The organism is Paenibacillus sp. Y280, assembly GCF_056786335.1.
The window spans coordinates 95,147-120,703 of sequence record NZ_JBXCIW010000012.1 but is presented as its reverse complement, the minus strand read 5'-3'; the positions used below and the strand labels follow the sequence as shown (position 1 = coordinate 120,703).

Genomic DNA, 25,557 nt, shown 5'->3' with positions numbered 1-25,557 from the left:
TTTTGCTTTGTGTTATCTGTTTGACGGGCAACAGGTATCAAGGTATCATTTGGATAACGAACGTTAGCTATCTTGTGAATAAGGAGGATTAGTTATCATTACTAATCAAGTAAACATAACCTATCTGAATCTTGATTCGACGCCGATAAAGAATGCTACTAAGAATGAAATCATTAATATTGCGATTCACTTATTTTCTCAAAGAGGGTACAGAGGAGTATCGATTCGACAAATCACCAAGGAGGTTGGCATAAAGGAGAGTTCGTTGTACAAGCACTTTCAAAATAAGGACGAGATTTTAGCAACGATCTTTTTTAATTTTCGCAAAGAAATTGCCAAGATCTTACCTCCGCAGGATAAGCTGGATGAAATTGCTGCGGTAATGAGTCCAATCTTATTTCTGGAACAAGGCCTGGCTAACTTCAAAGCACATATTGATAATATAACCATGCGGAGAATTTGGCGGATCATCTACATTGAAATGTTTTGCGATCTCACGGCGAGAGAAATATATTATGAGCATATTGTTAATAGGACGATTGATTGTCTGGAGATTGTATTTTCTAAGATGATAGCACTGAAGAAAATAAGACCGCAAAACCCGAGGATGTTGGCTATAGAATATCAGTATTGTGTTTTTGAATTAATTAAGGAGTATAATCTATTAAAATTTGAAGATAAGAGTACGGATAAGGTCGAACAGAAGTTAAATAACCATATTATCTTTTTCGTTAATGCCATAACGGCGGATCAATAATCCGTATCACCTAATTAGGAGAGATTAATATGGAGAAGTTAGAGCTAAATAACCTGCAAAACATTGCTTTACGATTTCAAATAAATACTATATCTTCCTATTGGCCTCTATGGATGCTTGCAAGCAGAACTATATTGTTTGCTGTTGTCCAGGGGCTTTTTATAATTGTTTTTGGATTATCGTTGGCTGCATCCGCTGTTTGGTGGCCTATATCAGCAATTATTGCCAATATGATTTGCTTCATAATACTACGTTGGCTCGTGGCCAAAGAGGGGATAAGCTACCGAGATCTCATTCATTTTGATAGAAAAAAGATTAAACAAGATGTTAGGTCATCTATTATCATTTTGTTTGTTGGGATTGTATTCGGGTTTGGCGGAATTTATGGCGTTTCTTATCTCATGTATGGGGTTGCAGTCCCCAATGAGGCAATGGCACAACCACTTCCTATCTGGGCAGCAATAATTGGTTTACTGGTATGGCCAATAACAAACGCTTTGGTTGAATTACCTACTTATATGGGATATTGTTTGCCTCGGTTGGAAGTCAAGTTGAATTCAAGGGTTACTGCGTTAACCCTTTCAGCATTCTTTTTAGCGTTTCAGCATTTTACGCTACCTGTAACTATTGATATGAAATTTATGATTTGGCATGTTGGTTGCATGATTCCTTTGGCATTTGTGGTAGGGGGCTTGTATTTGAAATTAAAACGACTGGTTCCTTTCATGATCGTTCACTATATAATGGATCTCATGTCTGTTATGGGTGTCTTTATAATATCGCTTAATGTTTAGTCGATGTACAATCAAATGGTTCATGGAGCGGGGCGTTTGCTTTGGTGACATCAAAACTGTGACTACGCCATGTGTGGCGTGATCTTCAGGGGTCTCCCCTTTAAATATTGAATATTTTCATACACCAATAAGCTTTAGTTTCCCGTCCATATCGTAAGTCCAATGAATGTTTGGAGATAATGTATTCGGAGTGAGCAAAAGATGGCGGCTCCTTCACGGTCATAATATTGTTTTAAACTAATCGATGCCGCATCAAGACGTTAATACTTGCGTAATCGCTTGCTGGATGAGACGGTCTGTCAAGGTGGGTATGCCTAAGAATTGAGTTCCACCGCTCGGTTTCGAGATTTTGACCCTTCGTACTGGACTTGGTTCATAGGTTCCGCTTTCGATTTTTTCTCGAATCGTTTGCCAGTTTTGCACGATGTGTCTGCGTAAGTCTTTTACCGACATGCCATCTGCGCCGTGGCTCCCTTTTTGAGATAATGTTCATGCTGGGCGCACTAAAAAGAAGGAGTAGCTCAGCGATAAAGCTTCTCCTTCAATATTTCAACTATACTAAATGGTTAGATTTCTATTCTCTTTATTGAAATAATTATTTGCACTCTTATTAAACAAAGCTATCGATAGAATTACTATATATACGATTCTTGGTAGAATAAAGTCAGCATAAATTACTAATGTGAAAAGACACCAAATTATTATTATTATTCTCCCCCAACTCTTCCCTTTTAACATAACTATTCCACTTAGTAATAATACAAGTGAACTTAAATACATAATAATTATTTTAATTATATTTGAAGATGGGAAGATTATTATCTTTAATTCCATGTCGTAGAATATTCTTAATGTGTGGGAGAAAGCGGTAATTGCGGATAGAGCAATTAATATAATCGAAATAATTGTTATAAGTACTGGTCTTTTATTCACTAATTAGCCCTCCTTTAAATTTTGGTTTTCCTTTTTTTCTTCGCACTTTCATCTAACGTCTTATTTCCGAGCTTCGCAAAATAATTCCATACTTGACATATTCTCGAAATCGTTGAATTATCCTGCCCGTGGACTTGGATCCCGAGAGCTATTCTGTTCATCCCCTACTTGTTCAACCTTGGTTAGGCTGGCTCAGACGTTGATCCCGTATCACATGCGATAGTGTGGAAGACAAGAAGGTTAGGGGTTGCCGGTGAAAATACTACAGGTAAGTTTGGCTTGCATGCGTTGATAATTATAAAAATAGATGTACTCTTCAATCGCTTGATGAATCTCCGGTTCTGATTTAAACTGATAGTGATACAACTTCTCTGTTTTGAGATGCGAAAAGAAGGATTCGATGCATGCGTTTTCCAGGCAGGTTGCTTTGCGAGAGAGGCTGCCTTTAACGTTGAACGCTTTTAATCGTTGGTTTGTACGCTTGAGACGTATACTGGAAGCATTGATCCGAATGGAGCACGGCGCCTGATACGTCTCTTTTCTTGGTCCATTGATCCACCGTATCTAGAACAAGTTTGACGTCATTCCGACCGGATAATTGCCATGCTACGATCTCATTGTTAAACAGATCCTGAATGACTGACAGGTAATAAAAACGTGGGCCATACGAGATATACGTAATATCGGTGACCATCTTCTGCATTGACCTATCGCATGAAATTGGCGCTTTAATCGATTAGGATAAACGACTGAAGGTGTGTAGCTGGAATAATTTCGTTTCTTGCGAATGACAGACTGGATGTCACATTCTTTCATAAGTCGCCATACTTTTTTGAATGTGTCATGGAATTCTTAGCAGGAGAAGGCGCTGCGTACGGCTATCGCAAGCTACCCGATAATGTTAGACCAGAAGTTCTAGAAGCGTTCTTTGATGTGTTTGAAGGAGATGAAGGCATCCTTGAGGATTTAAGGGACCGATGATATGCCAATCTTCCTAACCAAAGAAGAGGTTATTTCAGCCCACTATTTTATGATGAAAAGAATGAACGACGCAGAGCAAGCGGGTGTGAAGAATCATGGCCTGCTGGAATCTGCCGTACATAGAACTGAGCAAAGTGTTTTTGGAGATGATGCTTATCCCAATATATTTTGTAAAGCTGCGGCTCTACAGGAATCTCTGGTGAAAAATCATTGCTTCCACAACGGTAATAAACGGACGGCCTATCTAGTTACAAAATCATTCCTTATGTTAGATGGAAAACATTGAAGAATGGAACGTAAATATGCAGTGGAGTTTATCGTGGATATTGCAAAAGGCATGCATTCGTTGGAGACTGCTGCACATATTTTGAAAGAATATTCTGTAGACAGATGACAACAGCTCGACCGCGTGAGGTCGGGCTGTTGTATATATATGAGGAGAAGGCAAACGACTATTTTGCGTTCTCATCTGGCTGATGAATTCCAAATGTATTTCCTTCTGTATCAATATAATACCCTTGCCACGCCATCCCAGGCAGTGCATACTTTGGCAATGCGAGCTTGCCTCCAAGGCTAACAATTTTTGCTTCAGTAGAATCGTAATCTTCTACTCCCATTGTGCATGCATAACCATTCATAGCTTGGCCTGGTTCTGGGGAGGCGCATTGACGCTGCATTAAAGCTCCGTTGATTCCAAGCTCAGTAGCTTCTCCAGTCACAGCTCCAAAGTAGGGCATTCCAGCATAACTGCTCCAATCCTCAAATGTCCATCCAAATACCTCTCCATAAAACTTCTTGGCACGCTCCATGTCATCTACATGAATCTCGAAATGAACTAATCTTCCCATGACTTCCTCCTTTGATTTGTCTTTCTTAATTCTTTCTTTAATTATGTTCCCCTTTCCTACCTCTATATAAATAAAATTATTGAAAATTTTTATTCTGTGGAACGCTCATGAGATGGAAATTTATTTTGCACCATGAATTAAATAGTAGTTTTTTAGTGTGAATGCCATAGAAAATATTGGGACATTATAGTATCATTAATTTGGTAGGTATACTAAAAAATAGAAGGGAAACAGTTCATGAAAACAGGGAGAAAAAAATTAACTTTATTATTACTATTACTATTGATGTTTAACTCATTGGGGGTTGTGGCCCCAATTGCCAGCGCAGATTCAGCAACGGAATCTCTTGAGCTCCCTCTCCCGAATGATTTGACAGACTGGCTGCTGGACGAAGATGCGGGTTATATTTATGCAATCTCTAGCTCGTCAAATAATCTTTATTTTATTCGACTTAGCGATTTTAAGATCGAAAAAACGCTGAATGTTGGTTCTAACCCGTATTATCTTGCAAAGGATGGGCAGTCTCTGCAGATTGCGCTTTCAGGAGCGACTATGATAAAGACGGTTGACCTCTCAACTCAAAACATATCGGACACGATTATTACAAATGCAGTACCTACCTCGGTGGCTGCCTCTTCCAAATATCTTTTCTACGGGACAAGTGACAGGAAGGTTTACAAATATGACAAGGCTACTCGAAAGAGCAGCGAATTAAAAATTGGTTTTTGGTTTGATAATGTAGCTCTTGCGGTTGATGAGTTATCCAATACACTCTATGTCGGTAATTTGTCTTCTTATGCCGGAATAACGGCTATAGACGTTGAGACCGGAGCAGAGCTAAGTAAAGACATTGATGACGATATGCAGATTGGAGGGCCTTCTTTATCGCTCAAACATATATTTATAGATGATCAATCCGTATATTTTGGCGGACATCAGTTCAATAAAGATAATCTGGCAGAAACCACAGGCACCTATACTAGAACGAATGGCTACTATACTTACCTCGAAGCTGTAATATTGGATGTAACGGATTCCTATGTTCTTACCACTCAAGGTGTATACGATAAAGTTACTTATACTCCGTTGGTTCAATTCCCTTCTAACAAAAGGTTTGCATTGCTCGATTCGAACGGACATGCGTATCTTGCAGGCATTGAGAATTGGTATGATCAATTAAATAAGATCACTCGAATCGATCTTACGATACCGCAAAAGACTACCGTTAACTTAAACACTAATTCTTATTCTATTAGAAGCGATCAACCGATAACGGATTGGACGACCACGGACAATTCTCCTTACATCTATGCCATTGTGGCAAGCACCAACGAACTTGTTGTTATTCGTAAGGACGATATGAGTGAAGTTAAGAAGATGTTCATCGGTTCTAATCCGAGAGAGATAAAAATTTTTAATAACAAGGTTTATGTCATCTTTAAAGGCGAGAACCACATTAATGTTATAGATTTGGAAAACGGGATGCCATCAGAAGCGGCCACTGCCCAAATCACCACGAAGAACTACCCGCTTAATGTCTTTCCCGATAAGAACAATCGGATATTGTACAATGGCGGGAGATCTGGTGGAGGTATTAGCGTGACATCGGCTGTCTATACCTCTGTTACGGATGCGGTTTATAATGAAAAGAGCACAGGAATCTATAGTCCAGACAACTATGTATTGAATCCGGATCAAGAGATTCTCTATGGTGGAGATGGTTCCAACCTCTATAGATACAATAGTCAAAATTTTAGTTTGCTTGAAAGAAACAACAAAGCAAATGGATATTACTATTCCAATATGTTTCTTGATGAAAACTATCTATACTATGGCAATCTTAGGTTCGATGCGAACCAACCTTCTATACTATATGGGACTTATCCAGAAAGGATTATTTATGCGCGCGGGAGTCTCGTGTTCAGTAATAGTGCCGTCTACGACAGAGATAGTTTTACAAAAACATACGAATCTTTAGTGAGTATCAAAGATGCCTATGTTGATGCAGATCATACCATTTTCATATCAACTGATAACCGTTTATATAAATTTAAAAACTTTGAAGAGATGCAAACAGTCATGAATGAGACTCACCTGCCTGCTAATGCTGTTTTCGTGGATGAAGATTTGACCTCCGGTATGATTGACGGGTATTTGTCCATTGAACCACCGGTCGATCAGGATGGGATTAAGGGATATGCCGCGTACTATCTTGATCGGTTAGGCAATAAACTTATGCAAGTTGGAATATATAAGAAGACAGAGTTATCGACAGATTCGCTCTTTGTTTATGAAATATCAAATTCGACCCTGCCCGAAGGAGCAGTCAGTATTGGGTTGTATCCGGTCATTCGTTATGACACTTACGGCAGCGAACGTACGCTGGACGTTCATCTATCGGTTCCGATTTATGATGCACCGAAATATCTGCCTGTAGACTATTCAGCGACAGATACGAATTTGGACATAAACAAATTTTCGGGTTCGGTGACATGGAAACCGGGAACAAATGAAATACCCGATGTCCGTTATTACTTGTATTTTATAGATGCACATAGTGCGATTGGAGATGAGATAGCCGTTGTGAATGGTGGGAAAGGAACGTATTCCGTTACTATTCCAGAGATGGATGTGCCGGAGAAAGCTTTTGGAATCGGCGTTTTCATGGAAAATGATGATTTCACATCGCCATTCTTTAGCAGAATACTATTCGAAGATAAACGGACTCCTGCTATCCCGGCATCATCCATTTCCGTACAAAAATTCATGGTTCAAGCGGATAAGATCATTGTGAATAACCTTGTAGCTGGAGATATAATACGTGTTTACAACGAGAATCAAGCCTTCATCAAAGGGGGCGGGATCGTTAAACCGAATCAGAGCACAATTACGATTACCATCAGTGATATTGGATTTCCAGGCAATAAAATTTTCCTTACACGAGAAACAAGTAATAGAATGGAAAGCACGGGTACTTTAGTTGTTATTCCTCCAATTACGGATGACAGAGGCAGCGGTGGAGGAACACCAGGCGGCGGAGGTGGAGGAACACCAGGCGGCGGAGGTGGAGGAACACCAGGCGGCGGAGGTGGAGGAACACCAGGCGGCGGAGGTGGAGGAACACCAGGCGGCGGCGGTGCAGGAACACCAGACGGCGGAGGTGGAGGAACACCAGGCGGCGGAGGTGGAGGAACACCAGGCGGCAGTGCTGGAGGCCCAAATGCTGAAGATTCCAAGATAGTGACCACAACCAAAGAAAACACAGATGGAACTTATTCGTCTATGACAGATGTGTCATCGGTATTTATTTCAAATGCAATTAGCGATTCCGACTTTAAGAAAAATCCAATAATTATTATTAAGGCTGATGAAAAAAATGCAACTCAAAACAGTCAATTCCAGATAGATTCAAATACAATATCAAGTATTAATAATAACTCGAAGGATGCAATACTTATTTTTGAATCAACATCTGGCAAGCTTCAGCTTTCGGTGAATTCCTTGTCCTCGTCAGGTTCACGAGTTAGTGGTTCGGAACAGAAGGTAGTCATTACGATTACCCAAGCGGCAAGCGACTACAAGACTAAATTGAGTGCTCAACTCAATAGCACTACCAATGTTCCGTTGGGAGTTCCTGTGGAATTTGAGGTTAAGTTGACAGGAAGCGGTCAGGATATCGTTCTATCAAATTTCTCTGAATATGTTGGTCATACGATGAATTTCAAATCAACAAACAAAGCAGATGCCGTTTATGCAGGCTTAACTTATGATCCGATTACTCAAACATACGTCCCGGTTCCGACCACGTGGGAGTGGAAGGATGGGATCCTGCAGGTAACATTAAAGCGTAAGGGGAATTCCGTATATACCGTTGTTCAAAATCATGTTGAATTTAATGATTTGGATAACAGTAATCCATATAAAGACAGTATCTTAGCGTTAGCAAACAGGATGGTTATTAATGGCTATCCTGACGGAAGTTTCAAGGCAAAATCGGTTGTCACGCGTGCTGAATTTGCTGCCATGCTCAATCGGGCTTTAGGTATTTTGCCTAAGGTGCAGGCTTCTAAAAGTTTTAAAGATATTACGAAAGAAGTTTGGTATGCACCTCAGATTAATGCAGCCGTCGACGCTGGTTTGATTAATGGCTATACCGACGGTACTTTCCGCCCGAAACAAGAAATTACGCATCAAGAAATGATTGTTATGTTGGTGAATGCACTGAAATATAGCGAAGCGAATGTAGTAATAAAAAAGACCTCTTCGACAGAGTATCCCGACAAATTGCCAGATTGGGCAAAACCATATTATACTGCTGCCTTGGATAATGGAATATTGCTGACAAACAGTCCATTCCATTTCCAGACTGGTAAGAACACGCAACGTCAAGAGAGTGCCCTTTTATTGTACCAATTGATGAAGGTATTGAAGCTTACCAACGCGTAGTAAAATGGAGGTGAATTGTGGATTTGCCATACCACAGTTAGCCTCTACCAAACTCATGAGAAAGAGCATCGTATTAGGTGCTCTTTTTTGCTTATTTAATGTGAATAACGGAATGTAAACGAATAATAATAGTTACTTTACTAACACAGTATCGAATGGTCTATTTATCTAAGATTCGGCTATTGCTTGTCTTGTTCGACTGGATAAAATAGAATTATATAATTAATTCCAGAAAGCAGGGCAACGGAATGAAGCTGAATCAGATTGAGGATCGTATAGATCCGATTATTCTTGAGCGTGGGAAAGCCGTTCGAGAAAACGGTCAAATCCTTTCCATTAATGAAATCGAGCCACGGGTTTATCATGCTGAAGTTGAGGGTAGTGAGCTTTACGATGTGGAAATTCAGCTTGGTTCACATGGTGAAGTGGTTTATACATTGTGCGAATGTCCTTACGATAAAGGTCCAATATGTAAGCATACAGCAGCTGTTCTTTTGGAAATCAGAGATGAGCTTTCCAGCATAGAGAAGGCTCCGTCTGCCCCTAAAAACAAGTCTGTTTCAAAAAAGAATATAGCTGACCATTTGTCTAAGCTCAGTAAGAGCGAGTTGATCACGCTGCTTGTCCAATTTCACAATGAAATCAAAGAAGTAGAGCAAGCGCTTACTTTGAAGTTTATTGATGTCGACAAAAAAGAGGGTCTAAACCAATTTAAAAAAGTGATTCGTTCCTCTATTAAGCAAAACGCTGACCGTCATGGCTTTGTTGCATATCGTAATGTTCCCTATGCTATTGCTGGTGCTGAAAAAGTAATGGAGAAAGCAGAGGAAGCATTAAATAAAGGAAATCATCTTCGTGCCGTTGAAATTAGTTTTTGCATTATGCACGAGATGGGTGATTTATTGCAGAGGTGTGATGATTCTGACGGATATGTCGGAGGTCTCATTCAGGAATGCTTGAACGGTATAGATAGTACAGTAAGCCAATTAGAAGATAGCTCCTTCAAGGATAAACCAATCCTTTTTCAACTGCTTCTAAAAGAGGTGCTTCATCCAAGCTTAGTGGGGTGGAATGAGTGGCAATTGTCTCTGATGGGAAGTGCCTCTTATTTAATTAATAATGCTGCGGAAAAGGATTTGTGGAATAATTTGTTAGACGGATTGGAAAGTAATGAACGTAATACATCATCATACAGTTCCTTTTTTACTGAGGAAGCAGCAAAGCTACGGTATCATGTTATTCAAAAGCTTGAAGGCGAAAGCCAAGCTTTGACGTTTTTACAGGAGCATCTCGACATTACGGCTTTTCGCAAAATGGCAATTGAAGATGCGATAAAGAATCTTCAATTCGACAAAGCACTGGAGCTAGCCGAGCAAGGAGAACAGATAGATGCGGCTAAAGGTTATCCTGGCCTTGTTGATAAATGGAAAAAGTGCCGCTACGAAGTTTATGAGCTTACTCATCAAGTGGAGCATCAAATACTACTGGCAGAGGAATTCGCAGCAGCTGGCGATTATAATTATTACTTGAGATTAAAGGAATTATTTAGCAAGGATGAATGGGAAGCGGCATACGAGGGGTTTTTAGACAAGTTAGAAACGAATTGCGATAGGAAATGGAACGCAGCTTCCTTATACACCAAAGTGCTTATTGAAGAAAAGGAGACGCTGAGACTGCTGAAATATGTTCAAAAGCACAAACGAACCTTAGAGGACTTCTACCCTCATCTTGTCGGCGAACATGCAGAAGATGTTTTTCTTCTGTTTACACAAGTGATATCCGAGGAAGCTGCTCGCTCATCGAATCGAAATGAGTATCGGAAAGTATGTGGAACTATTCGTCATCTCATTAAGGCAGGTGGGGGAGTCCATGCAATAAAGATCATTGAACAGCTATGTCTCACTTACCGGAATAGGCCTGCTCTTATGGACGAGCTGCAAAAAATTAAACTTATTTAAAGCTTCGGGCGGCATCAAACATTAATTTGAGTCTTGACACATTCCTAAGATCTAATCGATCTTTAGGAACGTGTCACGAAAAGAAGACGGGAAAGTTAGTTGAATTCATTGAAGCATGGAAGTGTAACAAAGAGGGTGCTGCAATGCAGCAATTCATGTTTAATCGTATACAAAACATGTGGTATGATGACGAGGTTTTAAATCGTAGTTAAGGTTAAAGCTCCAAAGCTTCGTTGGTAATTTTTTTAATATCAATCGGACAATTGGAGCTTTCATGAACGATGTCGGGTAAAATATGCTTTAGAAAATAATCTACGCAATGCAGCTTAATCTTTTTGATTTTGACAAGCGCTTCGCGGTACATAATGACAAATTCCTTCTCTCTGTTGCCTCTTTGCAATTCAGTAAGCGCCTCGTACACCTGATCAAGCTTATCGGCCACTTCAAGAATGAGACCTTCGACAGAATCGTCCTTGCCCTCGCGCAGCTGTTTGAAAAAAATAGGCTTGAGCTCCTCTGGAATATTCTCCTCTATAAAAAGCGTAATCATGCCTTCCTCTACCTGCTGCAGCATGCCGCGCAGTTCCAGCGAGTAGTGCTTAACGGGCGTTTTAATATCCCCGATAAATATTTCACCATAGTCATGGCTGCTCGTAATCTCATAGAGCTTCTTCCAATCGATCGTGACGCCGTTGCGTTCCTCAATATCTGCCAACGTTTTGGCGTATTGTACAACCTTCCAAGAATGAGCCGCTACGCTGTGCTCTTCAAACTTAAACTTACCTGGGCAGCGAATAATACGTTCGAGATCGTTTAGAGATTGAAAATAAGTATGAATTCCCATAGCATGTAATTCCTTTCCATATTTAACGTATAAATTGTTGAATTACAGTAAGTATAATGATTATTTGTTAATGGACGATTAATTTAAAATAGGTAATATATGAAAATATAAACCCCGACCGCATGGCCGAGGTTTTTACTAGCTAAGACAGGCTAGCCGCTATGATTAGCTTGATTCAATTAAGGGCTCTAATGACAGTGATTGAATAATTTCCTCTTGGGTAAAAGGTTGGTTCCTGCCTAATTGTCTGACCCTAACCATATAGGGGCTTTCAGGATTTTTCATATGGTAAAAGCCAGGTACACGCATCACTCTTGATAGATTGGTTATCATAGGATCTGAACTGAATTTTTGGGCTAAAGCTTTTTGAATAGGAACGAATTTGCTTACGGATCCGCCTTGAAGAACCCAATAGATATGATATCCGTTTTTAGTTTCGATTATCATCGTATCCTTAATTTGGCTTCCGTATTTTTTTATAAATGCAATCTTCAATTTTGTTACTCGCTGCTTGGTTCGCAAAGCTAAAAGATGGTATTGACCTTGTTTATTTTTTTTGACTGTAATGGATTGAAGCTGCTCTGCAGGGTCGGATTGAATGGATTTAATCGCTTGCTTGACTTGTTCTCTTGATGGTAAACGCAAAGAAATCTTGTTTAGATCGACGTCGATGAACTGAGCTCGGATTTTTTTGAAGTCACTAGCCTTTGTTTCCCGGTAATTGATCTCCATAAATACGGCATAACCTCTAATATTATGTCTGAGTACATGTATGCGTTTATTTCTCTTGGAAAAGAGTGTAATTTTTGGCGTGAGCTTTTCAAGTAGATTTAGAGGTTTATGCAGCGTCATCGCGGGGTGATTAGAAGAATTGCTGAAGCTCCGTTTTTTGTTTTTAGGGTCATGGACTAAAATAAAATGCAATTGCTCGTTCTGCTGACAGCCTAGTTTTTTGATGAAATGGCGTGCGTGACCGGCGTATTTTCGCAAATTTCTGGTATATTTCACTGAACTTAAACGTTGTGCCACTGAACCACATCTCCTTTAAAGCATGTGTCACCCTTCATTCTTTTCTAAACAATCATATTCGGGCGAGATGTCACAAGTGTGTATCGCAGTACCCATTTTTCAACATGAGATATGTTAATCAAACATATATGTAAAATATATGGTAAAATTCTCGCTCAAGGAAAGGAGGAGATGAGAAATGGAATTTATTATTATCATTTTAGCTGTAGGATTCATCTGCATAATAAGTTATCTTCGAGCGATACATCATTCTCTTCAGAAAATGATCGAAGTGATGTCTAGCGAAAAAGAGAATTAGAATACACCTAGAATGATAACGAACAGGACATTAAAGCAGTTGCTTTTAAAAATATTCCGGATATAAAGGGTATCGATAAATTTAAATTTTCATTTCGGTATCTTGTTAATTTCTTCATGTTCATTGTACAATTTATTTAACTAATTATTGGCTGTTGTGTTAGATAAAAGGTGCATGTCCACGTCATACAAATGGACGGTAAGGTGGCGGCGTTTGAGCATTATAAAAGACTTCTTGCTGCAGTTATCATTAGTCGTTGTGCCTGTTGGCATTTATCAAGCTTATTTGTTAAGCCATATTCGAATCAGAAAAAATATTAATCTTTTTCTAGCTATGCTTTGGGGGAGCTCCATTTTACTATGTATGTCATTTCCAATAAGCTACGGAAACGGCTTGCATCATGACTTCAGAATCGTTCCCTTGCTAATCGGTACATTGTATTGTGGTAGAAGGATTGGTGTATTTTTATCCGTATTGATCATTCTATATCGTTTATATTTAGGCGCAGATGCAGGCTTTTACAGCACACTGCTAAGCATCATCTTTGGATATTCTGTTATCCTTTATTTTCAGAAGACATTTGTAAGTGTTTCAAAAGACAAGCGAATTAAAATGGCAGTCATGCTTTCGTCGTATTATTGCTTCGTGGGTGCTGCATTCGTCGCGATACTGAGGGGCGTTACAACAGAGAGTCTAACCATACAGTTTTTTCACTTCGGATGTGCCGCTGGTTTAGCGTGGTTGATGACCGTTTTAAATGAGAACATGGCAGAGATCCATACGATGCGTAAAGAACTTCAAAATGCGGAAAGGCTGCGGTTGATTGGAAACTTAACCGGTGTATTTGCCCATGAAATCCGTAATCCCATGCAGGTAGCCCGCGGCTTTCTTCAACTGCTCGATACACCCGATCTGCCTGATAAGAAGAAACAGTATATTAAGCTGTCTATTGAAGAATTGGATCATGCAAACAATATTATTCACAATTTTTTGAACTTGGGGAAGCCGGTCTCGGAAGGTAATGAGAACGTGGACGTTGGCGATCAGCTAAGACGAGCTGTGACTCTGATGCAGAACTATGCGCTGACCAGAAATGTCACGATTCAAACCAACATTGAGAATGACTGTTTTGTTTACGGAAATGCGCAAAAAATGAGCCAGTTCCTGATCAATATTATGAAAAACGCAATTGAATCGATGCCTGTTAGAGGGACGATTTGGGCTACTTGTATATCCGTGGATGGTTCACAGGTCGAAATACGCGTGAAAGATGATGGAATAGGGATGTCGGAGGAGGAAGTAGAACGACTCGGTTCTCCCTATTATTCCTTGAAGGAAAATGGCACTGGATTAGGTATGATGGTTTGCTTCCAGATTATTAAATCCTTTAAGGGAAAATTAAAGGTGTTCAGTGAACGAAATGTTGGAACAGAGGTCGTGGCGAGGCTTCCGAAGGCTTAATGGTGCCACGGCTGCTCTGTATTACGCATTTTGTTTGCCGGGAAGAGGCTGTCGGCATGGTCGGCAGCCTTTTTTGTGTATATATCGCAACGCCGATTTAGCGGCGGGCGCATGCGGCATCCTTCGGCCTCTTCATGAGGTAGAGGGTTTTTTTCGCTTATTTGGGCTGTAGCGGTTATAGACAATTAGTTCGAATTCATGTATAGTTGAATACACAAGTAACCAACCATTCAACGTCACAATCGTTCTTAGAGAAAAGAGGTCCTTGATGAAACCGACATTGGATGAATCCCAACCCATTTTTCAACAGATTGCACAAATGATCATGGACGAGATTGTGGGGGGCGAATTGAACGAAGAGGAACAAATTCCTTCCGAAAATGAATTGTCGCGCTTCTATAACATCAATCGGGCGACAGTACGCAAGGGTCTCCAGTCTCTGGTGGATGCAGAGATTATTTATAAACAGCGAGGGATAGGCATGTTTGTAAAGAGCGGAGCGAAGCTGCAATTGTTGAAGGAACGTCAGCATCACTATCGCGAACAGTTCGTCCTTCCCTTGTTGGGAGAAGCGAAGAGAATTGGATTAAGCAAGGAGTCGGTCGTTCAGTTGATTCTGGAGGAGGAGTAATGATGATATGCGTAAACGAAGTGGCATATTCGTACGATAACGTTCCCGTTCTCGAAAAAGTATCGTTTGAGGAGAAGGAGCCGGTAATCGCGGGGCTGTGGGGGCGCAACGGGGCCGGCAAAACAACGCTGATGAGACTACTGGCCGGTCATCAACGGCCACACGGCGGAACGGTTCAAGTTATGGGCTTGGAACCTTACGGTAACCCGGCGGCAGTTCGGCATGTTTGCTACTTGCAGGAGGATCATCCTTTCAGCACGATATGGACGGTGCAGGATACACTTCGTTTCGGTAGATATTTCAATGCCAATTGGGATCAAGCTACGGCAGACCGTCTGGTCGAAACTTTCAAATTGGACCGCAAGAAGAAAGTACGCAAACTGTCCAAAGGGATGAAGTCTGCGCTTCAGTTTATTATCGGGTTATCTAGCCTCGCCGACGTAACGATACTCGATGAGCCGACGAACGGCCTGGATGCCGGAATGCGGAGAAAGCTATATGAGGCATTAAGGGAAAGCCATGAGGAATCGCCTCGACTCATTCTGATTTCGACACATCATATTGAAGAAGTCCAAACGCTCTGTGAATCGTTGATCGTTATGCACAAGGGCAAGTTGCTGCATCATCAACCGATCGACGAGTTCCGCGAGCAAGGCATATGGTTGGCTGGCGAACGGAACGCGGTGACAAGCGTTATTGACGGTCATAAAGTGCTGGAGCAAAGCGCGATAGGATCAAAAATCAGGGTGATGCTCGACGCCCCATATTCGAAGCAATGGAAAGAGCAAGCGCATGCCTATGGACTTTCCATTGAGAAAGCGGACTTGCAAAATTATTTGCTGAATATAACGGAAGATGCGGAGGTAAACGTATGAACGCACAGAGCGCGGTATTCCGATTGTTATACGAGGATGTGAGCTGGTATTTTGCCAAACTTATGCTGCTGTTCATTACCGTTCCGTTGACGATCGTATGGATCATCGTCGGCTTGGTCTTTGACCTCGATCGGGAAACGATAGCCGCGATATCCGGGCCAGCGTACTTCTTTATCGCCGGTTTCGGACTCTTAGGATTCAAGTCCCTCTTTTCAATATCGATCGGAATGGGAAGCACGCGCGAGCACTTCCTTAAAGCTTACTACGGCGTGGGCATAGGGGGCGTTATTTTCAGCGTCTTGTGTCTGAACATCTGCCAATACGCGTTAGTCACGCTCTATCAATGGAATTCGGTAGAAGCCGGCATTCTGCATGCTGCAAGGTTGTTTCTGGAAGAGTACCATTTCTTCGGCTATTTGTGGATCGATCTGATGGTGGGCATGGCATGCTTCGGTCTTACTTTTTTCGGCTATGCCATCGTGTATCGGGTAGGATTTATCCGCAGCGTTATCATGCTCATGATCGTAACGGTCGCATGCATATTTCTTTATTATGGCGGCACTATTTCCGCCTTGTTCGACTGGATTTCGAATTTCAAGATGAGTACGATGGCGACCGCTTCATGCGTCGGGGCGGTGAGTCTGGCTGCGTTATTCGCAACGTATCCGATGCTTCGCCATGCGCCATTGCATCCGATGCCGAGAAAGGGATAACGAATAAATGGATGGACCGCTATCAATAACACATAGCGTCCTGTCCGGATCGAGTGTACGAGCGGCATTCGAGAAGCGCAAACGGCAGAAATGCCGTTTTTTGCTGTTTAGGAAACTATACACATCCCGAAACTATGGATAACTCTGATGTAATTAGAGCTTGCTGAACGACATGAAAAGCAGTTCAAAACCTTGTCATAACAAGGGATTGGAGCTGTCATCGCGTTCACACCAACAATTTACCCACGCCGAGTCTCTGGCATCTTTGCTTGGCGGAGGTATATGATATGGATATAAATTGAATGGGAGGATGAAATCACTGATGAGTTATGAAACCTATTTTCAAGATTTAAGGGAACAGCAGTTGGACGAGCTGAAGCAATGGTTGTCCATCCCGAGCATATCTGCCCTGTCCGCGCATAAAGCGGATATGAACAAAGCAGCCGATTGGCTTGCGGACGCACTCACCCGCGCGGGCCTCGAGAACGTGGAAGTACATCAAACCGACGGCAATCCGATCGTGTATGCCGATCATCTTCATGCTCCCGGAAAGCCTACCGTACTTGTTTACGGCCATTATGACGTGCAGCCAGTCGATCCGCTGGACTTATGGACTACGCCGCCCTTCGAGCCCGACATCCGGGACGGCAAGCTGTACGCGCGGGGCGCGACGGACGATAAAGGCCAGGTGTTTCTGCACATCAAAGCGATAGAAGCCATATTGAAGCAGGAAGAGCGGCTTCCGGTCAATATCAAGCTGTGCATTGAGGGCGAAGAAGAGGTTTCCAGCCGGAGCCTTCCCCCTTTCTTGACGACGAATCGGGACAAGCTGGCCACTGACGTCGTCCTGATTTCGGACACGTCGCTGCTCGAGCCAGACAAGCCTGCCATCAGTACGGGACTTCGGGGACTGTGTTCGCTTGAGGTCACCGTGAACACCGCGAATACCGATTTGCACTCCGGATCATACGGCGGGGGCGTTCCGAACGCACTTCATGCCCTTGTCTCATTGCTTGCGACTTTGCACGATGATCGGGGCCGCATAAGCGTCGACGGATTCTATGAAGGCGTGCCGGAGCTTTCGCCGCTCATGAGAGAAGAGTTCGCCAAGCAGATGCTGGATGAAGATCAATTGAAGGCAGGTCTTGGTCTTGACGCGTTGTACGGCGAGGAAGGCTTCTCCTTTGTGGAACGCGTCGGAGCGAGGCCGACGCTTGAACTGAACGGCGTTTACGGCGGATTTCAGGGTGAAGGCACGAAGACGGTCATTCCGAAGGAGGCGCATGCCAAGATCACCTGCCGCCTAGTTGGAGACCAGGACCCGCAGGACATTCTGGACAAGATCAAACGGCATTTGCAGAAGCATGTTCAGCCCGGCACGAAGCTGCAAGTCAAAGACGGCGAGAAGGGCAGCGCTTTCAACATCGATCCTTCCGACCGGATGCTGCAGTTGGCTGCGGATGCTTACGAAGACGTCTACGGCACGCGAGCGCTGTTCACGAAAGATGGAGGATCGATTCCGATCGTCGCAACCTTCTCCCGCGAACTGGCGGCTCCTGTCGTTATGATGGGCTTTGGTCTTCCGGACGAGAATCTGCATGCGCCGAACGAACATTTTCATCTGTGCAATTTCGACAAGGGTCTTCTGACGATCGTATCGTTTCTGAAGCGGTTATAGGTATGAAAAATCGCGAAGCGGCCGGCTTCGCGATTTTTTTTTTGACCATCAAATCAATAGAACGAGGCCTAAATAAGAAGCGGCACCTGTACAAACGGACACAATTACACTAAACTGGAAAGCTACGGATGTAATTGGAAGTCTGTTCGGTTAGTGTATATTCCGCGTAAAGATTTTGAGTAACTCGTCGCGTTAAGGAGTTTTTATGAAGAAAAAAGTATTTTTACTTACTGGGCTTTTCGCTGGCATTTTAGCAGTAGGTGGAGTCGTTTACACTTATGTTTCGCAAGAGGAGTGTACCGAGATTCGCTCTATCCCAAGCGAAGAGCTGCATAAACATCCGGATATTTTACAATATATCGAGGAGCACGAAGAGCAGTTAAGCGTAAATAGCGGTTCTGTAGAACAAGACCATTCCGAGAAAGAAATAGACGAAGAGACCAGGAATAGATTAATGGAGTATTATGGTTTAACCGAGACTCCAAGGAGAAGCCAAACACATTTTGACGTAATCGTGGAGCAAGCTTGCCGGAAAGGCGAATAAGACCTGCTCAGCGACATAGCTAAAGGGATAAAGGAGGCAACTATGTTAACCGCGCAGCAATTACGAGATATTGAACAACTGCAAAAGGATTGCGAAACTTACGATCAATTACAATTGAAGCTGAACTGGGAAATGCTGAAAAAACGAGATTCTACTCAGCTAGACTTTCTATATTACGAAAATGGCGAGCTAGTTGCGTTTTTAGGTTTATATGCTTTTGGTTCTACAGTAGAAATATGCGGCATGGTGAAACCGAGTGATCGTAGGAAGGGACATTTCCATCGTTTGTTCCAACAAGGAATCGCAGCAGCTAAACAAAATGGGTATAGTAGAATCTTATTGAACACGCCAGCGGGATCTGATGCAGGTAAAGCTTTCTTAACAAAACAAGGCGCTGAATATGCTTTTTCAGAACATCAAATGGAGTGGCAGCAAAAAAAACTGGAAGAGATTGATGATATTATTTTGCGACAAGCAAAAGAAGAGGATTTTGACATGCGAGTCCGATTGTCTGTTACAGCGATTGGTTTGAGCGAGGAAGATGCCAGAGCGACGGAGAACAAGGTCAATGAGGACGAAGACACGGATATGTTCATGATCGAAGTGAACGAAGAAACGGTAGGGAAAATTCGTGTGGATCTACAAGATAAGCAAGCTTGGATATATGGATTTTCTATTTTGCCGGAGCACCAAGGCAAAGGAATCGGCAGAAAAGTATTGAACAGAATTATAAAAGAGCGTAGCTCAGCCGGTCATTCGGTACACCTGGAAGTGGAAACGAAAAATGACCATGCTCTGCGGTTATATGAATCAGTGGGCTTCAAAGTGGTGCATGCGCAAGATTACTATACGTATTCATATTAAATACATGAACATACATGAACATACATGAACATATAAATTCTGGGAGCGTGTGCCGATTTCAATCGGTACGCGCTCTTTTCCGTTTGCCTTGAATGCTATGGTCGTTAGCCACCCCATTTGCACGCTCATGTGATCGAAAGATTATAGAATTTGTTATATCAACTCGAAAAAAATCGAAAAATTAAACCTATATCAGGAAATTCTCATCCATGGATGTCCCGATCGAATCGAAACCCGAACGGCTAAGCCCGCGACCGGGTAAATTTACAGATGTCAAAAAACAGCTGAAACGGAATGTTGGGTTGTACATTATTATTTCTCCGGCCGTGCTCTACTTCTTGATCTGGCATTATTGGCCGATGTACGGCGTTCAAATCGCCTTCAAAGACTTTACGCCCGGCGTCGGCATATGGAACAGTCCTTGGACGGGATTCGAGCATTTCGAGAGGCTGTTCAACGCTTACTATTTTTGGACAATTCTGAAAAATACGCTTGGTATTAGTGTTTACGGACTGCTTATCGGCATTCCAGCCCCCATTCTGCTCGCGCTTCTGTTCAATAAGATCCGGAGCAAGAAGTTCCGCTCGTTCGCTCAGACGCTATCCTACGCTCCACACTTCATCTCAGTCGTCGTCGCAGTCGGCATCCTGTTCTTCTTCATCTCGCCGACAAATGGCGTCATCAACTCGGTTCTCGTTTGGCTCGGCGGCGAGCCCAAAGATTTCTTGGCAGAGCCCAAGAGCTTCTGGCATTTGTATGTTTGGTCCGGCATTTGGCAGGGAATAGGCTGGTCATCGCTCATCTACAGCGCAGCCATCTCCGGCATATCCCCAGATTTGTATGAAGCGGCTTATATGGACGGTGCCAGCAAGGTTCGCCGGATCTGGCATGTCACGCTGCCGGGCATCGTGCCGACGGATGAGGAAACGAATACGACAAGCGCGATACTGACGGACATCAATAAATATATCGAAGAGATGCGGGTGAAGTTCGTAACCGGCAAAGCAAGTCTGGATACGGATTGGGACGGCTTTGTGAAGACGCTCGACAAGATGGGCGGTTCTAAATATTTGGAAATTAAGAAAGCGCAATATGAGCGTTATATGAACGTCAAGTAAAGCCTATACATGAGATTTCGGGGCAGGCCGCTTCCGAGAGGCGGCCTGCCCTCATCCCTTGCCTAACCCAGTCGGTTTACACACAGAAGATGGAAACGCTATAATCTAGTAAACGAGAACGAGACTGGGAATAAGAAAGAAGTTGGGATAGGATGGGAACGAAGTTGACCAGAGATAATAAACCGCTGTACAGCGTAATTATGGATGAGCTTAAGGCGCAAATTTCTTCCGGCGACTACCTCCCGGAGGCTCAACTGCCGACGGAAGCGGAGCTGAGCTCCCGGTATGGCGTGAGCCGGATTACGACTCGACGAGCGTTAGAGGAGCTGGAGCGGGACGGGTATATATACCGAATCAAGGGCAGCGGCAGCTTCGTCAAGTCGAGAAGCAGAGCGCAGGCCGAGAAGCGGGAGAGCGCGGCGGGGAAGATGGTATCGCTCATTCTTCCATCGGAGGATGACCGCGGGACAATGGGCTATATTCGTGGCACTTCGGACTGGTTGAACGCCAACGGCTATTATTTGAGCCTTCACCAGAGCGACTATGATTCACAGAAGGAGCGGGATTTGCTCGAGATGCTGACCCGCGACGGCATTTCGGGCATTATTCTATATCCGAGAAATGATCAGACGAATTACGATATCCTTCACCGGTTATGCTTGGAGAATTATCCGATCGTGACGATTGACAAATATTACGACAGTCTGCCGCTCGGGGCAGTCGTGTCGGATAATCTTGATGGCTCCTATCGGGCAGTATCCCGTCTCATCGAGCTGGGGCACCGGAAAATTGCCTTTTTGACCGCCGTCAGCATCGAATCGACCTCATCGGTACGCGATCGGTACTTCGGGTACTGCAAAGCGCTTAAGGATCACGGGCTCCCGATCGACAGCCGGTATATCCGGCTGAACATGAAGGGATACAGGGAAGAGATCGGCGTAGAGCGGTTTTATAAGGAGCTGCTGGATTCGTATCAGAACGAGGGGGTTACTGCTGTTCAGACAGAGAACGATCTGATCGCCGCCAATCTGCTGAACCTTTGTCTGGACCGCGGCATTCGCATTCCGGAGGACTTCTCAATTATCGGCTTCGACAACAATCCCGTTACGGAGCATGTTATCATTCCGCTTACGACGGTCGAGCAGCAATTCTACGAGATCGGACGCAGAGCAGCCGAGATCGTCGTGCTTTGGCTGGAGCGGGGAATGCAGACGCCGGGACGGGTGCTTGTACCCGTTAAGCTGGTGGAGCGAGGAACGACGGGACCGGCTCCCAAATAAGGATGCTAAGAAAAATCGGCATCACGGCCATTCCTGGCTGCGAGAGGGTGTAATTAACCCGTCGCGGTCAGGTTTTTTTGAGGTGCAGTTTTTCACGCTCTACCGTTGCTTGGCGGCAACAATCTGTTGATTTTGAACGAGGCAGGTTATGTCCAAATGTGTAATGTTTTCTAATTTTCAAACTTTTTGTTTACCTCACAAAAGTTATTTGATAATATAATTCCAACATTCAAATGCGATGAAGAGATGAGTAAATAAAAGAATTCTTTCACAGAGAGCTCCGTTAGCTGAAAAGGAGTAAGAATTCCTTATTGAAAAAAGACTCTGAGCAGCACATCGGAGCCCAAGATAAAGGGGGATGGTGTGACAGGAGCTCCTGTTATAGAGCTAGAGTATAAGCATTACCTGGTAATGCCGTACTTGAAGAGGCTAATATGGCGACATATTGGCGAATTTGGGGTGGTACCACGAGTATACAAATCTCGTCCCTGAGACTGATTTTAGTCTTGGGGGTGGGATTTTTTTTATTGGGACAAAAGGATTGCAGCTTATTTTTAACATCATGCACACCAAATCAGACGGTATGAATAATTATTTAGGAAGATCATCCGACATTGAAAGGAATGGAATATCATATGACGGCAAAATTAAAAGTTGGTATTGTAGGCGGAACAGGCATGGTGGGCCAGCGGTTTGTAGAGCTGCTCGACCAGCATCCTTGGTTTGAGGTAGCGGCTATTGCGGCAAGCGCAAATTCGGCAGGTAAAACGTATGAAGAATCTGTGCAAGGCAGATGGAAGCTGTCTAGCCCGGTTCCGGAAAAAGTGAAAAGCATCGTCGTTCAGGATGCTTCGAAAGTAGAGGCGTTTGCCGCTCAGGTCGATTTTATTTTTTGTGCAGTGGATATGAAAAAAGGTGAAATTCAAGCCTTGGAAGAGGCTTATGCTAAGACGGGCACGCCTGTTGTTTCCAACAATTCGGCTCACCGCTGGACGCCTGATATCCCAATGGTCATCCCGGAAATCAACCCAGGGCATATTGAAGTAATTGCTGCGCAAAGAAAGCGGCTTGGAACCTCTACCGGATTTATTGCGGTTAAGCCTAACTGTTCTATTCAGAGCTATGTGCCGGCACTTCACGCCTTGCTTGATTACAAACCAACAAATGTAGTGGCATCGACGTATCAAGCGATATCTGGCGCAGGCAAAAACTTTACCGACTGGCCGGAAATGCTGGATAATGTTATCCCTTATATTGGCGGCGAGGAAGAGAAAAGCGAGCAGGAGCCTCTGCGCATTTGGGGCAGCATTGAAAATAATGAAATCATTAAAGCAAGCGCACCGTTGATTACAACGCAGTGCATTCGCGTTCCGGTATTGGATGGACATTTGGCTACCGTATTTGTATCGTTCGAGAAAAAACCTTCGAAAGAAGAAATTCTCGATCGCTGGCTGCAATTCAAAGGCCGTCCGCAGGAGCTTGGCCTGCCTAGCGCTCCAAAGCAGTTTATTACTTATTTTGAAGAAGAGAACAGACCGCAGACCAGACTCGATCGCGACATTGAGAAGGGCATGGGCGTTTCGGCGGGTAGATTGCGCGCGGATTCACTATTCGATTATAAATTTGTAGGACTATCGCATAATACATTGCGTGGAGCGGCGGGCGGTGCCGTTCTGATTGCCGAACTGCTTAAAGCGGAAGGGTACATTCAGGCAAAGTAGAAGCCTCCGCAATCATCCGATAAGCTAAACTGAGCAGCACAAAATGAAAAAAAAGGTGAGAGATTCAAATGCAAACATTTGTTATGCTCGGTAGTATATTGATGGTGCTCGCGGTCGCTATTGGTGCGTTCGGTGCACATATGCTAAAGAGTAAATTAGCGCCGGATAAGCTGAAGGTATATGAGGTAGGCGTGCAGTACCACATCGCACATGCATTAGGTTTGATTCTGATCGGACTGCTCGCAGGCCAATATCCGGATGCTCAGATTATCGTTACGGGAGGTTGGTTTTTGGCAGCGGGAATTATATTGTTCTCGGGAAGCCTTTACGTGCTAAGTGTTGCAAAAGCCCGGTTTCTTGGTCCGATTACACCGCTGGGAGGACTTTCCTTTATGATTGGCTGGGTGCTGGTCGCTGTGGGTGTTCTTTAGGATTTATAATTTTTAATACTGGCTGGAGGTTCGACATGTCTTGCCTCCAGCATGGAAATCCCCAACCTCATGAGGTTGGGGATTTTTGACTAGACTACCCAAGAGTGAAAAAATATGATATATAAATATACAGTCATATGTATAAATATACATATTTTTTTTATCATGGGAGGCCGTTATGAACGAATTGATTTAAGAAAGCTTGGCATCATTAGACACCCAGCTATCCATTATTGAAACAGCTATCAATCGCTTGTCTGAGGAGGATATTTGGAACAAGTCCAAAGAAGAAATGAATAGTATCGGGAATTTATGCTTGCATCTTGCTGGCAGCGAATATGCCTGACCGGTATTGTATATATCACAAAGCTTTTGCAAAGCAGCGGGGAACATGTATTAAAATGGCGGCATTAGGCCCAACCAAAATAGAAATAACGAACATTAAATTCTAGCCATGCTCCTAGCTGCTCTGGTATTCGCCAAGCGCTTTCTCGAATGCCATCGCGTAGTAGTATGGTTTGGGTAGAGATGGGGGAACCTAAAAGCTGGAAAAGAGGGTATCGGAGGGATCGCACTTATGGATTTTTTCAAAAGCCAAGAGTCTTTGACGACAATGGGGTGGATTTTGCGCAGTATAGTCGGGTTTTTATTTCTTCTATTTGCTGCCAAAATGATGGGCCAGCGCTCCATATCGCAGCTTAGGTTTCTTGATTTCATTATCGCTCTGACGCTTGGCAATATTATTGCTCATCCGCTCTCCGACGAGAATCTTGGGCTAAAAGGCTCGATGATTACGACTGTTTCACTTGTTGTCTTGTACATAGCTGCGATTTGGTTTAGCCTAAAGATCCCGCTGCTCAAACAATTTTTTGACCCGCCAGCGATTACGCTTATTCAGGATGGAAAGCTTGACTACCAGAACCTCTCGAAAGCGAAGCTGCCTATTGAGTTTTTGTACGTAGAGCTGCGAAAATCGAATGTAGAGGATATCTCGAAGGTTGCCTTTGCAGCGTGGGAGCCAGGCGGCACGTTATCCGTCTTCGTAAATACGGCTTATCAGCCCATAACTCCGGCGGACCTGAAGCTGCCCACGCAGCCCTTCAACCTGACCAAACCGATCATTACCGATGGACACATGGAGCATGCGCTGCTGCGCGAGATCGGCAAGGACCAGGCATGGCTGGAGACGGAAATACAACCTCTCGCACTAAAAAACATTATCTTAGCAACAGTAGACAGCAAGCTAACGGTGCAGGTACATCTGGTTCGTTAGGCAAGGCAAGCCTCAGGAGGGAATGTCGCTTGCAATGTCTGATTGCTAGAGCTAGCTAGTAACAAATAAAATCCGGTTCT

At 43.4% G+C, this 25,557-nt stretch carries 22 protein-coding genes, 1 pseudogene and 1 other annotated feature; of the genes and pseudogenes, 17 read left to right on the top strand and 6 right to left on the bottom strand.

What is annotated here, in order from left to right; all coding sequences use genetic code 11:
- Nucleotides 1-94: 94 nt before the first annotated feature.
- Complete coding sequence (locus AC1TPC_RS16785) at nt 95-757, top strand: TetR/AcrR family transcriptional regulator (RefSeq protein ID WP_482068013.1); 663 nt, start codon at nt 95-97, stop codon at nt 755-757.
- 29 nt (nt 758-786) lie between these two features.
- Nucleotides 787-1,551 (top strand): CPBP family glutamic-type intramembrane protease, encoded by a 765-nt coding sequence (locus AC1TPC_RS16780; protein ID WP_482067967.1) that lies wholly within the window; start codon nt 787-789, stop codon nt 1,549-1,551.
- A gap of 258 nt (nt 1,552-1,809) precedes the next feature.
- On the opposite strand, the pseudogene AC1TPC_RS16775 reads toward AC1TPC_RS16780, so the two are convergent.
- The 3 genes and pseudogenes from AC1TPC_RS16775 to AC1TPC_RS16765 all read right to left on the bottom strand — a co-directional run.
- A pseudogene (locus AC1TPC_RS16775) lies at nt 1,810-2,028 on the bottom strand (group II intron reverse transcriptase/maturase); the annotation flags it as partial.
- 696 nt (nt 2,029-2,724) lie between these two features.
- Nucleotides 2,725-2,976, bottom strand: a complete 252-nt coding sequence (locus tag AC1TPC_RS16770; RefSeq protein WP_482068012.1) for an IS3 family transposase — start codon at nt 2,974-2,976, stop codon at nt 2,725-2,727.
- Nucleotides 2,930-3,187, bottom strand: a complete 258-nt coding sequence (locus AC1TPC_RS16765; protein ID WP_482067966.1) for a DDE-type integrase/transposase/recombinase — start codon at nt 3,185-3,187, stop codon at nt 2,930-2,932. Before AC1TPC_RS16765 ends, AC1TPC_RS16770 begins: the two co-directional genes overlap by 47 nt.
- Nucleotides 3,188-3,466: 279 nt before the next feature.
- Between AC1TPC_RS16765 and AC1TPC_RS16760 the strand changes: the two genes are divergently transcribed.
- The gene (locus AC1TPC_RS16760; RefSeq protein WP_482067965.1) at nt 3,467-3,751 is read left to right on the top strand and encodes a type II toxin-antitoxin system death-on-curing family toxin; all 285 of its coding nucleotides are present in this window, start codon (nt 3,467-3,469) and stop codon (nt 3,749-3,751) included.
- Between the two features lie 166 nt (nt 3,752-3,917).
- Here the strand turns inward: AC1TPC_RS16760 and AC1TPC_RS16755 are convergent, their stop codons facing one another.
- Nucleotides 3,918-4,313 (bottom strand): VOC family protein, encoded by a 396-nt coding sequence (locus AC1TPC_RS16755; protein ID WP_482067964.1) that lies wholly within the window; start codon nt 4,311-4,313, stop codon nt 3,918-3,920.
- Between the two features lie 237 nt (nt 4,314-4,550).
- Here AC1TPC_RS16755 and AC1TPC_RS16750 point away from each other — a divergent pair, with 237 nt between their 5' ends.
- Together AC1TPC_RS16750 and AC1TPC_RS16745 are read left to right on the top strand one after the other, a co-directional pair.
- A complete protein-coding gene (locus AC1TPC_RS16750) occupies nt 4,551-8,759 on the top strand; it encodes an S-layer homology domain-containing protein (RefSeq protein ID WP_482067963.1) in 4,209 nt (1,402 codons plus the stop codon).
- Nucleotides 8,760-9,007: 248 nt separating this feature from the next.
- Entirely contained in the window at nt 9,008-10,717 is a 1,710-nt protein-coding gene (locus AC1TPC_RS16745; protein ID WP_482067962.1) for an SWIM zinc finger family protein, read from the top strand.
- Nucleotides 10,718-10,931: 214 nt separating this feature from the next.
- Here the strand turns inward: AC1TPC_RS16745 and AC1TPC_RS16740 are convergent, their stop codons facing one another.
- Nucleotides 10,932-11,561: a YfbR-like 5'-deoxynucleotidase gene (locus tag AC1TPC_RS16740; protein ID WP_482067961.1), complete on the bottom strand. Its 630-nt coding sequence runs from the start codon at nt 11,559-11,561 to the stop codon at nt 10,932-10,934.
- 165 nt (nt 11,562-11,726) lie between these two features.
- A complete protein-coding gene (locus tag AC1TPC_RS16735; RefSeq protein ID WP_482067960.1) occupies nt 11,727-12,590 on the bottom strand; it encodes a DNA-primase RepB domain-containing protein in 864 nt (287 codons plus the stop codon).
- 511 nt (nt 12,591-13,101) lie between these two features.
- Here AC1TPC_RS16735 and AC1TPC_RS16730 point away from each other — a divergent pair.
- From AC1TPC_RS16730 to AC1TPC_RS16675, 12 genes are all read left to right on the top strand, one after another.
- Complete coding sequence (locus tag AC1TPC_RS16730) at nt 13,102-14,349, top strand: ATP-binding protein (RefSeq protein ID WP_482067959.1); 1,248 nt, start codon at nt 13,102-13,104, stop codon at nt 14,347-14,349.
- Between the two features lie 268 nt (nt 14,350-14,617).
- On the top strand, nt 14,618-14,980 hold the full coding sequence (locus tag AC1TPC_RS16725; RefSeq protein ID WP_482067958.1) for a GntR family transcriptional regulator: 363 nt from the start codon (nt 14,618-14,620) through the stop codon (nt 14,978-14,980).
- A complete protein-coding gene (locus AC1TPC_RS16720) occupies nt 14,980-15,855 on the top strand; it encodes an ABC transporter ATP-binding protein (protein WP_482067957.1) in 876 nt (291 codons plus the stop codon). The genes AC1TPC_RS16725 and AC1TPC_RS16720 overlap by 1 nt, the downstream gene beginning before the upstream one ends.
- Entirely contained in the window at nt 15,852-16,568 is a 717-nt protein-coding gene (locus AC1TPC_RS16715; protein WP_482067956.1) for a hypothetical protein, read from the top strand. The genes AC1TPC_RS16720 and AC1TPC_RS16715 overlap by 4 nt, the downstream gene beginning before the upstream one ends.
- Nucleotides 16,569-16,890: 322 nt before the next feature.
- On the top strand, nt 16,891-18,246 hold the full coding sequence (locus tag AC1TPC_RS16710) for a dipeptidase (protein WP_482067955.1): 1,356 nt from the start codon (nt 16,891-16,893) through the stop codon (nt 18,244-18,246).
- Nucleotides 18,247-18,451: 205 nt separating this feature from the next.
- Entirely contained in the window at nt 18,452-18,790 is a 339-nt protein-coding gene (locus AC1TPC_RS16705) for a hypothetical protein (protein WP_482067954.1), read from the top strand.
- 42 nt (nt 18,791-18,832) lie between these two features.
- Entirely contained in the window at nt 18,833-19,654 is an 822-nt protein-coding gene (locus AC1TPC_RS16700; protein ID WP_482067953.1) for a GNAT family N-acetyltransferase, read from the top strand.
- Between the two features lie 209 nt (nt 19,655-19,863).
- Nucleotides 19,864-20,772, top strand: a complete 909-nt coding sequence (locus AC1TPC_RS16695; protein WP_482067952.1) for an ABC transporter permease — start codon at nt 19,864-19,866, stop codon at nt 20,770-20,772.
- A 164-nt stretch (nt 20,773-20,936) separates the two neighbouring features.
- Entirely contained in the window at nt 20,937-22,052 is a 1,116-nt protein-coding gene (locus AC1TPC_RS16690; RefSeq protein ID WP_482067951.1) for a GntR family transcriptional regulator, read from the top strand.
- Between the two features lie 229 nt (nt 22,053-22,281).
- Nucleotides 22,282-22,545 (top strand) — a binding site (T-box leader).
- A gap of 142 nt (nt 22,546-22,687) precedes the next feature.
- Nucleotides 22,688-23,773: an aspartate-semialdehyde dehydrogenase gene (asd, locus tag AC1TPC_RS16685; protein ID WP_482067950.1), complete on the top strand. Its 1,086-nt coding sequence runs from the start codon at nt 22,688-22,690 to the stop codon at nt 23,771-23,773.
- Between the two features lie 68 nt (nt 23,774-23,841).
- On the top strand, nt 23,842-24,204 hold the full coding sequence (locus AC1TPC_RS16680) for a DUF423 domain-containing protein (RefSeq protein ID WP_482067949.1): 363 nt from the start codon (nt 23,842-23,844) through the stop codon (nt 24,202-24,204).
- Between the two features lie 577 nt (nt 24,205-24,781).
- Nucleotides 24,782-25,477 carry a DUF421 domain-containing protein gene (locus AC1TPC_RS16675; RefSeq protein WP_482067948.1) on the top strand — a complete coding sequence of 232 codons (696 nt, stop codon included), beginning with the start codon at nt 24,782-24,784 and terminating at the stop codon, nt 25,475-25,477.
- Nucleotides 25,478-25,557: the final 80 nt, after the last annotated feature.